Annotated in this window: 9 protein-coding genes and 1 pseudogene; 4 read left to right on the forward strand and 6 right to left on the reverse strand. The window is 73.3% G+C overall.

Annotation, left to right across the window (positions count from 1 at the left end; translation table 11 throughout):
• Positions 1-3: 3 nt before the first annotated feature.
• The 4 genes from CLV34_RS00510 to CLV34_RS00525 form a co-directional block, all read right to left on the reverse strand.
• The gene (locus CLV34_RS00510) at positions 4-996 is read right to left on the reverse strand and encodes an aldo/keto reductase (protein ID WP_100348339.1); all 993 of its coding nucleotides are present in this window, start codon (positions 994-996) and stop codon (positions 4-6) included.
• 126 nt (positions 997-1,122) lie between these two features.
• Complete coding sequence (locus CLV34_RS00515; RefSeq protein ID WP_100348340.1) at positions 1,123-4,920, reverse strand: multifunctional oxoglutarate decarboxylase/oxoglutarate dehydrogenase thiamine pyrophosphate-binding subunit/dihydrolipoyllysine-residue succinyltransferase subunit; 3,798 nt, start codon at positions 4,918-4,920, stop codon at positions 1,123-1,125.
• Positions 4,921-5,207: 287 nt separating this feature from the next.
• A complete protein-coding gene (locus CLV34_RS00520; RefSeq protein WP_100348356.1) occupies positions 5,208-6,263 on the reverse strand; it encodes a HAMP domain-containing sensor histidine kinase in 1,056 nt (351 codons plus the stop codon).
• 56 nt (positions 6,264-6,319) lie between these two features.
• Positions 6,320-7,099: a response regulator transcription factor gene (locus tag CLV34_RS00525; protein ID WP_100348341.1), complete on the reverse strand. Its 780-nt coding sequence runs from the start codon at positions 7,097-7,099 to the stop codon at positions 6,320-6,322.
• Positions 7,100-7,228: 129 nt separating this feature from the next.
• Between CLV34_RS00525 and CLV34_RS00530 the strand changes: the two genes are divergently transcribed.
• The 4 genes from CLV34_RS00530 (at position 7,229) to CLV34_RS00545 (ending at position 11,672) form a co-directional block, all read left to right on the forward strand.
• On the forward strand, positions 7,229-7,624 hold the full coding sequence (locus tag CLV34_RS00530; RefSeq protein ID WP_157803640.1) for a hypothetical protein: 396 nt from the start codon (positions 7,229-7,231) through the stop codon (positions 7,622-7,624).
• A 208-nt stretch (positions 7,625-7,832) separates the two neighbouring features.
• Positions 7,833-9,173, forward strand: coding sequence for a hemolysin family protein (locus tag CLV34_RS00535; RefSeq protein WP_100348343.1), 1,341 nt, complete (start codon positions 7,833-7,835; stop codon positions 9,171-9,173).
• Positions 9,170-10,252, forward strand: coding sequence for a hemolysin family protein (locus tag CLV34_RS00540; RefSeq protein ID WP_100348344.1), 1,083 nt, complete (start codon positions 9,170-9,172; stop codon positions 10,250-10,252). The genes CLV34_RS00535 and CLV34_RS00540 overlap by 4 nt, the downstream gene beginning before the upstream one ends.
• A 130-nt stretch (positions 10,253-10,382) precedes the next feature.
• Positions 10,383-11,672 carry a M15 family metallopeptidase gene (locus CLV34_RS00545; RefSeq protein WP_100348345.1) on the forward strand — a complete coding sequence of 430 codons (1,290 nt, stop codon included), beginning with the start codon at positions 10,383-10,385 and terminating at the stop codon, positions 11,670-11,672.
• 27 nt (positions 11,673-11,699) lie between these two features.
• Here the strand turns inward: CLV34_RS00545 and CLV34_RS00550 are convergent, their stop codons facing one another.
• Positions 11,700-12,341, reverse strand: coding sequence for a CYTH domain-containing protein (locus CLV34_RS00550; RefSeq protein ID WP_100348346.1), 642 nt, complete (start codon positions 12,339-12,341; stop codon positions 11,700-11,702).
• A 56-nt stretch (positions 12,342-12,397) separates the two neighbouring features.
• A pseudogene (locus CLV34_RS16815) lies at positions 12,398-12,497 on the reverse strand (IS481 family transposase); the annotation flags it as partial.

The following is a 12,497-nucleotide window of genomic DNA, read 5'->3' on the forward strand; positions in this document are numbered from 1 at the left end:
TCGTCACCACCGGGAGTGCACGAGCTCCCGCAGCCGCGCGTCGTACACGTCGCGCACGCCGCGCTCGAACGTCGGCCCGAGCACGGGTGCGCCGCCCGCCGCCGCGCTGCCGCGCGCCTGCGCCGCGTCCCGCGCGCCCGGGATCACGGTCGAGACGCCCGGCTGCTGCCACGCCCACGCGATCGCTGCCTGCGCGGGCGTGAGCTCGTGCGGGAGGGCGTCCACGAGCGCGCCGAAGTCCTGTGCCGCCTCGACGCCCACGTCGAACGGCACCCCGGAGAACGTCTCGCCGACGTCGAACGCCGAGCCGTCCCGGTTGTACGTCCGGTGGTCGGACTCCGCGAAGGTGGTGTCGCGCGTGTACCGGCCCGACAGGAGGCCCGACGCGAGCGGGACCCGCGCGATGATGCCGACGCCCGCCGCGGACGCCGCCGGGACGACCTCGTCGAGCGGCTTGAGGCGGAACGCGTTGAGGATGATCTGCACGGACGTGACGTGCGGCCGTGCGATGGCCGCCAGCGCCTGCTCGCACGTCTCGACGCTCACGCCGTACCCGGCGATCGCGCCGTCCGCCACGAGCGCGTCCAGCGCGTCGTACGTGGCGTCGTCGTCGATCACGGCCGACGGCGGGCAGTGGAGCTGGACGAGGTCGAGCCGGTCCGTGCGCAGGTTCGTGCGGGAGCGGTCGACCCAGCGGCGGAACGCGTCGGCCGTGTACGACGCCGGCACCTGCTCGGCGCGCCGGCCCATCTTGGTCGCGACCGTCACCTGCACGTCCGGGCGCTGCGTGAGGTAGTTGCCGATGAGCTGCTCGGAGCGTCCGTCGCCGTACACGTCCGCGGTGTCGAAGAAGGTCACGCCTTCCTCGACGGCGGCGTCGAGCACCGCGTGCGCGTCGGCGTCGGAGACGTCGCCCCAGTCGGCGCCGAGCTGCCAGGTGCCGAGACCCACGACCGAGACGAGACGGCCCGTGCGGCCGAGGAGGTGCTGTTCCATCCGTCCATCGTGCCGCACGGTCGGGGCCCCGACGCGCCGGACGGACGCCGACGCGACGCGAGGAGCGTCACACCGGCGCCCGTCCGGGCGGTCGTCGGGCACCTGGCCCGCGGGTGTCTGCCGAGGTCAGCGGGCGAAGACCTGCTCGACGAGGGTCTCCTGCTGGGCGCGGTGCTTCTTGGCCGTCCCCGCCGCGGTGGACGCGGACGCCGGGCGCGACGCGACGCGCACGCGGGGCAGGTCCTCCGGGAGCTGGATGTGCACGAACGACCACGGGCCCTGGTTCTCGGGCTCGTCCTGCGCCCACACGACGTCCTGGGTGCCGTAGCGGGCCAGCTCGGCCCGGATCTGCTCCTCGGGGAAGGGGTAGAGCTGCTCGAGGCGCAGGATCGCGGTGCGCTCGTCGCCACGCTGCGTGCGCTCTGCCAGCAGGTCGTAGTACACGCGGCCGCTGCACAGCACGACGCGGTCGACCTTCGCCGGGTCGAGCGTGTCGGGCAGCACGGGCTCGAACGTCCCCGTCGTGAAGTCCTCGACGGACGACGCCGCCGCCTTGAGGCGCAGCAGCTGCTTGGGCGTGAACACCACGAGCGGCTTGCGCGGTCGGGCGTACGCCTGACGGCGCAGCAGGTGGAAGTACGACGCCGGCGTGGACGGCTGCGCCACGACCATGTTGTCCTGGGCGCACAGCTGCAGGAAGCGCTCGATGCGCGCGGAGCTGTGGTCCGGCCCCTGACCCTCGTACCCGTGCGGCAGGAGCATGACGAGCGAGGCGTTCTGGCCCCACTTCTGCTCGGCCGACGAGATGAACTCGTCGATGACGGTCTGCGCGCCGTTGACGAAGTCGCCGAACTGCGCCTCCCACAGGACGAGCGCGTCGGGGCGCTCGACCGAGTAGCCGTACTCGAACCCGAGGGCCGCGTACTCCGACAGCGACGAGTCGTACACCCAGAACTTCGCCTGGTCGCCCGACAGGTACAGCAGCGGGGTCCACTCGGCTCCCGTGCTGCGGTCGTGGAAGACCGAGTGGCGCTGGACGAAGGTGCCGCGGCGCGAGTCCTGCCCGGCGAGACGGACGGGCGTGCCCTCCATGAGCAGCGAGCCGAAGGCGGCGAGCTCGCCGAAGCCCCAGTCGATACCGCCGTTGGTGGACATCTCGTGGCGCTTCTGCAGGAGCTGGCCGAGCTTCGGGTGGACGGTGAAGCCCTCGGGCGTCTGCGTGTGCACGGCACCGACGCGCTCGAGCACCGAGGCGTCGATCGCGGTCTTCCAGCCGACCATCGTGCCGGCGTCCTCGCGCTGCGCCTCCGGGCGCTCGAGGCCCGCGACGGGCTCGGTCGAGGCCGGCGGGGTGTACCCGCCCTCGCGCGTCTCGGTGAAGACCCGCTCGAGCTGCGCCTGGTAGTCCTTGAGCGCCGTCTCGGCGTCCTCGACCGTCAGGTCGCCTCGGGCCACGAGGTTCTCGGTGTAGAGCTTGCGCACCGAGCGCTTGTCCTCGATGAGGTTGTACATGAGCGGCTGCGTCATCGAGGGGTCGTCGCCCTCGTTGTGACCGCGGCGGCGGTAGCAGACCATGTCGATGACGACGTCCTGGTCGAACTGCTCGCGGAACGCGAAGGCGAGCTCGGCCACCCGGACGCACGCCTCGGGGTCGTCCCCGTTGACGTGGAAGATCGGGAGCTGGAAGCCCTTGGCGATGTCCGTCGCGTACGTCGTCGAGCGCGACGACGACGGCCCGGTGGTGAAGCCGAGCTGGTTGTTGATGATCACGTGGACCGTGCCGCCGGTGCGGTACCCGCGCAGCTGCGCCAGGTTGAGCACCTCGGGCACGACGCCCTGGCCCGCGAAGGCCGCGTCGCCGTGGAGGAGGATCGGCAGCACGGAGAAGCCGTCGCCGCCCAGGTCGATGCGGTCCTGCTTGGCGCGGACGATGCCCTCGAGCACCGGGTCGACCGCCTCGAGGTGGGACGGGTTCGCCGCGAGGTAGACCTGCGTCTGCGCGCCGGACTCCGCGGTGAACGTGCCCTCCGTGCCGAGGTGGTACTTCACGTCGCCCGAGCCCTGGACCGACTTCGGGTCGGTGTTGCCCTCGAACTCCGCGAAGATCTGCGCGTAGCTCTTGCCGGCGATGTTCGCGAGGACGTTGAGGCGGCCGCGGTGGGCCATGCCGACGCAGACCTCGTCCAGGCCGTTCTCGGCGGCGCGCGACAGGATCGCGTCGAGCAGCGGGATGACGGACTCGCCGCCCTCGAGCGAGAACCGCTTCTGGCCGACGAACTTCGTCTGCAGGAACGTCTCGAACGCCTCGGCGGAGTTGAGGCGGCGCAGGATGCGGAGCTGGTCCTCGCGCGGCGTGCGGGCGTACCCGGACTCGAGGCGCTCCTGGATCCAGCGGCGCTGGGCCGGGTCGGCGATGTGCATGTACTCGAAGCCGATGGTGCGGCAGTACGCGTCGCGCAGCGTCCCGAGGATGTTGCGCAGCGTGTCGCGCGTCTTGCCGCCGAAGCCCGTGACCGGGAACGAGCGGTCCAGGTCCCACAGCGTCAGGCCGTGGCTCTGGATGTCGAGGTCCGGGTGCTTGCGCTGGCGGTACGTCAGCGGGTCGGTGTCCGCCATGAGATGGCCGCGCGAGCGGAACGCGTGGATGAGCTCGGCGATGCGGGCCGGCTTGGCGGCCTCCGCCTCGGCGTCGTTCGTGTTGTCGCGCACCCAGCGGATCGGCTCGTACGGGATGCGGAGCGCCGCGAACACGCGGTCGTAGAAACCGTCCTCGCCGATGAGCTTGCGCCCGATGATGCGCAGGAAGTCGCCCGAGCCGGCGCCCTGGATGATGCGGTGGTCGTACGTCGACGTGAGCGTCACGACCTTCGAGACGCCCATGCGGGCGAGCTGCTCCTCGGACGCACCCGCGAACTCGGCGGGGTAGTCCATCGCGCCGACGCCGATGATCGCGCCCTGGCCCTCCATGAGGCGCGGGACCGAGTGCACGGTGCCGATGCCGCCCGGGTTGGTCAGCGAGATCGTGACGCCCTTGAAGTCGTCGACCGCGAGCTTGTTGCCGCGGGCGCGACGCACGACGTCCTCGTACGCGTTCCAGAACTGTGCGAAGTCCATCGACTCGGTGCCCTTGATGCCGGGCACGAGGAGCTGGCGCGAGCCGTCCGGCTTGGGCAGGTCGATCGCGATGCCGAGGTTGACGTGCGCGGGCGTGAGCACGCCGGGCTTGCCGTCGACCTGCGTGTACGACGCGTTCATGGACGGCATCTCGCTGACGGCCTCGACGAGGGCGAAGCCGATGAGGTGCGTGAACGAGATCTTGCCGCCGCGGGTGCGCGCGAGGTGGTTGTTGATGACGATCCGGTTGTCGACCATGAGCTTGGCCGGCACGGCACGCACCGACGTCGCCGTCGGCACCGAGAGGCTCTGCTCCATGTTCGTCACGACGCGGGCGGCGGGGCCACGCAGCTTGTCGGCGTGGTCCTCGCCGTCCGCGGCGACCGGGGCCGACGCGGCGGAGCGCGCGGCGGGGAGGTGCGCGTAGGGCGCGGTCGCGGGCGTCGCGGCGGGGGCGGGCGCTGCCGCGGAGTCGGTGGCGGGCACAGCGGCCGGGGCGGGGGCCGGCGCCGCTGCGGGCCTCGCGGCGGGGGCGGGCGCCGGTGCTGCTGCGGCGGGGGCGGGCGCGGGTGCTGCTGCGGGCTTCGCGGTCGTCGCAGCGCCGTTCGTGGCCGTCTCGCCGTTGCCCGACCCGGCGCCCCGCGGCGTGCCACCCTCGGGGCGGTAGTCCGCGAAGAACTCCCACCAGGCGGGGTCCACCGAGTTCTTGTCGGCGAGATATTGGTCGTAGAGCTCGTCGACCAGCCACTCGTTGGCGCCGAACGTGGCGCGCAGCGCGCTGATCGACTCTGACTCAGCCTTCGGGGACACTCGGGGATCGCCCACTTTCACACGTGTGGTGGTTCTGCTTCGGGGGGCACCGGCGCTGGTGCTATACCAGCGTAGGCCCTCGGGCGTGCCCCGCGGCGCGCCCGGGCGCGTCGCCGGGGTGTCGTCACGCGCTGCGCGACGGGGGTCTCCCGTCGATCTTCACGCTCCGTCTGCAAGTGGCAACAGGACGGCAAATGTCCCTCACGATCTGACACAAGATCGTGTCCGGAAAAGCCCATCGGGGCGTATCGGTGCCGCACCCCCGGGGCGCCCGCGTGTGGGGTGCGTCACACCGCGCGGTGCCCCGACGCGGCGTGGGCGCGGGGGAGCGCCAGCCGCATGCGGGCACCCCCCGGGTCGTCCACGACCTCCACCGTCCCGCCGTGCAGCTCGACCGCCCACCGGACGATCGCCAGCCCGATGCCCGTGCCGCCCGTCGACGGCGCCGCGCCCGACGGGGCGCTGCCCCGCTGGAAGCGGTTGAAGATGCGCTCGCGGTCCTCCGGGGCGATGCCCGGCCCCTCGTCGGCCACGTCGATCAGCACGTGGTCGCCCGACGGCGGTCCGTAGGCCTCGATGCGGACCGTGCCACCGGGTGGCGAGTAGCGGATCGCGTTGTGCAGGAGGTTCGTGACGACCTGGTGGAGGCGTGCCGGGTCGGCCTCGAGCGCGAGGTCCGGCGGCGACACGTCGACCACGTAGTGCAGCTGCTTCGACGCCTCGAGCAGCGAGACCGACTCCGCGGCCTCCTCCAGGAAGTCGCCCACCGGGACGGTCTCGAGGTTGAGCTCCGCCGCCCCCGCCTCGAGCCGGGACAGGTCCAGCAGGTACGTCACGAGCCGGGACAGCCGCTCCGTCTGCGCCAACGACGTCTGGAGCACCGCGGGCGACGGCGCCGTCACGCCGTCCACCATGTTCTCCAGCTGGGCGTGCAGGCCGGCGATCGGCGTGCGCAGCTCGTGCGAGACGTTCGCGACCAGCTCACGGCGCACGCGGTCCGACGCCTCGAGGTCGGCCGACATCTGGTTGAACGCCCCCGCGAGCTGCCCGACCTCGTCCCGGCTCGTCGCCCGCACCCGACGCGAGTAGTCCCCGTCGGCCATCGCCCGGGCCGCGCGCGTCATCTCGCGCAGCGGTGACGTCATGCCACGCGCCAGGACCTGCGTCAGCAGGAGCGACAGCACGATCGCGAGCGGCAGGGTGCGCGTCGGCCCCAGCTCGTTGCGCAGCCCCACCCACGTCACGAACGACGCGAAGGTCACGGTGAGCGCGACGAGCACGCCCAGCTTGGTGCGGATCGACGTCACCCGGTCCAGCGGGCGCACGTCCGGGACCCGCGACACGGCCTTGGCGACCACCTCGGGGGCGCGTCGCGGTGGTCGCTCGGCTCCCGACGGGCTCACGACACCGGCTCGAAGGCGTACCCCACGCCGTGCACCGTGCGGATGAGGTCGGCGCCCAGCTTGCGGCGCAACGCCTTGATGTGGGAGTCCACCGTGCGGGTGCCGCTCGCGTCCGCCCAGTCCCAGACCTCCGCGAGGAGCTTCTCGCGCGTCAGCACGGTCCGCGGCGAGCTCGCGAGCATCACGAGCAGCTCGAACTCGGTGGGCGTCAGGTGGATCTCCTCGCCGCCGCGGTACACGCGCCGCTGCGCGACGTCGATCGTGACGTCACCGATCTCGAGCGGCGGCTGGGCGACCGGCGTCGTCGCCGCCTGCGCCGCGCGGTCCACGCGCCGCATGAGCGCCTTGAGCCGGGCGACGAGCTCCCGCATCGAGAACGGCTTCGTCATGTAGTCGTCCGCGCCCACGCCCAGCCCGATGATCATGTCGGTCTCGTCGTCCCGGGCCGTGAGCATGAGGATCGGCGTGGGGTGCTCCGCCTGGATGCGCCGCGTCACCTCGAGCCCGTCGATGCCGGGGAGCATGACGTCCAGGACGATCGCGTCGGGGCGGAGGCGCAGCGCCGCGTCGACCCCGGTCAGCCCGTCGCGTGCCACCTCGACGCGCCACCCCTCCGCGACGAGCCGCTGCGCGATCGCGGTGGCGATCGTCGGCTCGTCCTCCACCACGAGGACGGTCGCGCTGGGCTCGGCCGACGGTCGCGCGACGCGACCGACAGGGGTCGCGCCGGGCTGGCCCGCGGCGCCTGGACCGGACGGCACTGTGCTCGGTGACATAGGGACAGCGTGGCACAACCGTGCCCGCGTCGCGGGGACGCGCGACCGGACGACCGGCCGAACTACGCTGTGCCGAGCGACGCGGGGACAGCCCTGTCCGCACCGACCGTCGGAGCACTGGAGGACGAGATGCCGCGCACCGCGGGCACCCGCACGATGATCGACGCCCTGCTCGGCAGGTTCGGGCGCACCCGGACGCCCGAGGACGACCTCGCCGACCTCGAGAGCGGTGAGTCCCTGCGCGTGGTCGTCTACGTCCCCCGGGGCAAGCGCTCCGCCTGGCACGGCGGGATGGCGACGTTGCACCGCGACCACCTCAAGGGCCCCATCCTGCGTGCCGTCGGGCCGGCGCCGCGCCGCGTGACCGCCGTGACCGAGGTCGAGGGCAAGTTCCCCGACTCGGCCCAGTTCCGCGAGCTCCGCGGCACCGGGCCGGACGGGGAGTGGCGGGTCGCCGTACCCGAGGTGGACGTCCCCGTGGTGCGCCGCGCGATCGACAGCACGGCGGGCGCCGACGCCGGCTGACGGGGTGCGTCCGGGCGCGCCGGACACCCGGCCCGCTCGTTAGCATGGTGCGCACCATGAACGGCGACAGACCTCGACATAGCGACCGCCCCGCACCCCCTGCGGCGCGGGCCGGTACCACCGGCGACCTCCGGGTCGCCCTCGCACCCCGGGCCGACGTCCCGGCCGACCCCACGACCGCGTCCTCGCGCGGGGAGGTGCACGCCGGGTGCTGACCGACTGGCTCCTGCTGGCCTTCGGCGTCCTGCTCACCGCGGGCACCGCCGTCTTCGTGGCGAGCGAGTTCGCGCTCGTCACCCTCGACCCCGCCGTCCTGCGCTCCGGCGGGGACGGGACCGCGGACCGGCGCGACCGCAGCGTCCGCGGGGCGCTCGCCAGCCTGTCCACCGAGCTGTCCTCCGCGCAGGTCGGCATCACCGTCACCACCATCCTGCTGGGTTACACGGCGCAGCCGGCGCTGTACGACCTCGTCGTGGGCGTCCTCGGCGACACGGGCCTCGCCCGGGGTGTCGCGGTGGCGCTCGCGGGCGTCGTCGCGCTGGTCGTCGTGAACGTGTTCTCGATGCTGTTCGGGGAGCTCATCCCCAAGAACTTCGCCCTGAGCGTGCCGTACCCGACCGCGCGGCTCGTGGTGCCCGTGCAGCGCGCCTTCACCCGCCTCGCGCGGCCCGTGATCCGGGTGCTCAACGGGTCCGCCAACGCGCTGCTGCGCCGCGTCGGGGTCGAGCCCGTCGAAGAGATCTCGGGTGCCCGTTCGACGACCGAGCTGGCCGCGCTCGTGCGGCGGTCGGCCGCCGAGGGGACGCTCGAGGAGTCGGTCGCGACCCTGCTGACCAACTCGCTCGACCTGGAGGAGCTCACCGCCGTCGACGTCATGACGGACCGGCAGCGTCTCGACGTGCTCCACAAGGAGGCGTCGGCCGCCGACCTGCTCGAGCTGGTCCGCGCGACCGGCCACTCCCGCTTCCCGGTGATCGACCGGGACCGGGACGACGTGGTCGGGCTCGTGCACCTTCGCCGGGCCGTCTCCGTGCCCGCGGATCGGCGCAGCGAGGTCCCGGTCGCGGCCCTGATGGTCGAGGCACCCCAGGTGCCCGAGACGGTCCGCCTCGGCCCGCTGCTCGTCGAGCTGCGCGGGTTCGGTCTGCAGATGGCGGTCGTCGTCGACGAGTACGGCGGCACGTCCGGGGTCGTGACGCTCGAGGACGTCGTCGAGGAGCTCGTGGGCGAGGTGTCCGACGAGCACGACCCGCGCGCCGCCGTCGTGCGACGCGCCGCGGACGGCTCCTGGGGCGTCCCGGGCGAGACGCGGCCCGACGAGCTGGTCGAGCAGACGGGCGTCGTGCTGCCCGAGTCGGGCGCGTACGAGACCCTCGGCGGGCTGCTCATGGAACGGCTCGGCCGGATCCCGGTGCCCGGCGACGAGGTCGAGGTCGACGGTGCGCGCCTGCGGGTCGAGTCGATGGACGGACGACGGGTCGAGAGGTTGCGGGTGGTCGGACCGCCCGCGCCCGACGACGTGGACGTGCGCGGGGGTGGTGGCCGGTGAGCCCCGGGGTCGGGATCCTCTTCGGGCTCGTGCTGCTGCTCGGCAACGCGTTCTTCGTGGGTGCGGAGTTCTCCGTCCTGTCGGCGCGCCGCAGCGCCATCGAGCCGCTCGCGGACGCCGGCAACGCGCGCGCCCGCACGGTCATCTACGCCATGGAGCACGTGTCGTTGATGCTGGCGTGCGCGCAGCTCGGCGTGACGGTCTGCTCGACCGGCCTCGGCGTGGTGGCGGAGCCCGCCCTGGCGCACCTCATCGAGGTGCCCGTGCACGCGCTCGGCGCGAGCGAGGCCCTCGTCCACCCGATCGCGCTGGTGATCGCGCTCGCGATCGTCGTCTACCTGCACGTCGTGCTCGGCGAGATGGTCCCGAAGAACCTGGCCGTGTCCGGGCCGGACCGTGCGGTGATGCTCTTCGGCCCGCCGCTCGTGTGGATGGCGCGTGCCGTGCGCCCGGTCATCCACGCGCTGAACTGGCTCGCCAACCACGCCGTGCGGCTCGGCGGCGTGGAGCCCCGCGACGAGGTGGCGTCGACCTTCACGGTCGAGGAGGTCCAGTCGATCGTCGAGCACTCGGCCGCCGAGGGGGCGTTGAGCGACGAGCAGGGCCTGCTCGCGGGCGCCCTGGAGTTCTCCGAGAAGTCGGCGCGCGACGTCATGGTGCCGCTCGGCGACCTCGTGACCGTCGACGCGGGCTGCACGCCGCACGACGTCGAGCAGCTCGTGACCCGCACCGGGTTCAGCCGGTTCCCGGTCGTGCGGGGGGCCGACGTCGTCGGCTACCTGCACCTCAAGGACGTCCTGTACGCGTCGGACGACGACCGCGACCAGCCCGTCCCCGACCTCTCGGTGCGCCCGCTCGCGCCGGCCGCGCCGGACGACGAGGTCGAGGACGTGCTCCGTGCGATGCAGCTCTCCGGGGCACACCTCGCGATCGTGGACGGCGGCCCGGGGGAGCCGGCGCTCGGCGTCGTGTTCCTCGAGGACATCCTCGAGGAGCTCGTGGGCGAGGTCCGGGACGCCATGCAGCGGGGGACCGGCGTGCGGGTCGCGCGGCGTGCCGCACGTCCGGCACGTCCGTGACCGGCCCGTCGACCAGCGGGTTTGGAAGGGAGACGTCTCTTCGTTATTGTTCCGTGACCGCGCGGCGCGTAGTGTGGCAGCGCCCAGGCCGCGAAGCACAGCATCCCGAGCAGACCCCCCAGGAGGTGTCATGGAGCCGACGTCCACGTCGACGACGCTCCTGAGCCGACGGGAACGGCGCGAGGCGGCCCTGCTGGCGGTCCAGACGGGTGAGCAGCCCGTCGCCACGCCCGCCTACCGGGACCTCCCGAACGCCGCGGCGCGGACCGAGGGGCGCACCGCACCGCACACGGACGCGGCCCCGACGCAGGTGCCGGCCGAGAGGCTCGGGGCGGGCCACGGGCTCGGCCCGGCGGCCCCCGTGATCGCGACCACCAGCACCCAGTTCGTCTCCCGGCGCGAGCGTCGCGAGGCCGCGGGCCTGTCGGGGTCGAACCCGGTGGCGCCGGCCGACCGTGTCGCCGAGCACCTGCCGGTCTTCGGTGCGCCGCCCGTGAACGCCGGGCCGTCCCGCACCCGGAACGACGCCCCGCGCGAGCGCGTCGTGGTGCGCGCGGCGTCCGTGGCCGTCCCGGCGGCGGCGGCGCCGTCCGTCCCCGGACCGCTGTGCCCGACCCATGACGACGTCGAGGAGCTCATCGCGGAGCTCGAGCCCGAGATCGCGGCTCACGCGCTCCTCGTGGCGGCGCAGGATCTCGAGCCGCGCCCCGCGCCTGCCCCGCGCGAGCTGGTCCGGCACGGCTGGATCCCGCGCGTCGCCGTGCTGACGTCGCTGGCGGCCGCGACGATCGCCGTCCCGCTCACCGGGGCCGCCCGCGGCTCCGAGGTGCCGACGGGGTCCGGCGGCGGTCCGTCCTTCCTCGACGCGATGTCCGCGACCGACAGCGGGATCGACGCGCCGAGCGGCGTGCGAGCGATGGAGCGCACGTCGACCCGCGAGACGGCCGCGAGCCGCAGCGTCGAGCGGTCCGGCCTGACGAGCTGCGACCCCGACATCGTGCCGAAGGGCGGCAACGGGCAGATCCCGACGAGCCAGCTCTGCGAGCTGTGGCAGCACGGGTACTACCTCGCGCCGGACGCCGCCGTCGCGCTGTCCGCGTTCAACGACACCTACCGCGCCCGGTACGGCAAGGACCTCTGCCTCGTGGCGGCCTACCGCCCGCTCGCCGAGCAATACACGCTGGCCGTCACGCGCGCCGGGTTCGCCGCCGTCCCCGGCACGTCGAACCACGGCCTGGGCCTCGCGATCGACATGTGCTCGAGCGTCACCGGCGACCCCGGTGTGTACCAGTGGGTGCGGGCCAACGCTCCGACGTTCGGGTGGGACAACCCGGCGTGGGCCCGGCCGGGCGGCAGCGGCTCGTACGAGCCGTGGCACTTCGAGTTCACGCAGGACGTCGAGGCGCGCGGCGTCTCCTGACCCTGACGGGTCGTGCCACCGGGCCGGTCAGAGCTCTTCGTGCAGGACCTCGTTGTGCCCGAAGGTCTGCGCGAACCGCGGCCCGCGGACGGCCAGCTCGTGCTCCCACTCGCTCGCCCAGGTCCCGAACGGCCGGTGCACGAGCCCGTCGTTCGAGAAGCGGGTGTCGTCCGTGACCTCGGTGACGCAGAAGTCGGGGATCTGCAGGTCGACCACCGGGCCGGAGCGTTCGCACTCCGCGACGACGAGCGGGTGGTTCTCGCCGCCGAACACGTCGACCACCCAGCCGTCCTCACCCAGCCACATCGAGTGGCGGTTCTTCACGATGCGCAGGCCGCCGCGCCGCAGCATCTGGACGCCGACGGACACGTCGAGCTCACGCTCCGCCTCGTAACGGGTCCCGCCGGCCGCCGGCCCCTTCGCGGTGAGGGCGCAGAAGTCGAACGCGGCGGCGTGCTCCTCGAGGACGGCGACCGGGTCGGTGGCGGGGCCGAGCGCGGCGCGCGCAGTGTCGGACTGGACCCGCAAACGGAGCGCGTACCCGTCCGCGGCGAGGAAGTAGGCCTGCACGACCAGCGTGGGCGGGCTCTGGGCGAGCAGCTCCGCCGGCACGTCGCGCGCGACGAAGCGGCGCTCGAACTCGAAGTCCCCGTACCCGCCGTCGCTCACGTCCGCCTCCTCGCGGCCTGGTCGGGCGCTCGTCGTCGCCCGGTCCTGCCCCGACCCTAGCTGTTCTGGCTCATGACGTTGGTGACGTGGCGGCGTAGTCGTGAGGCTGGGGGTCTGTCACTGGCGGCGGTATGGGCTCGATGGTAGTTGTAGTGG

It is taken from the genome of Luteimicrobium subarcticum (assembly GCF_002798015.1).
Taxonomy (GTDB): domain Bacteria; phylum Actinomycetota; class Actinomycetes; order Actinomycetales; family Cellulomonadaceae; genus Luteimicrobium; species Luteimicrobium subarcticum.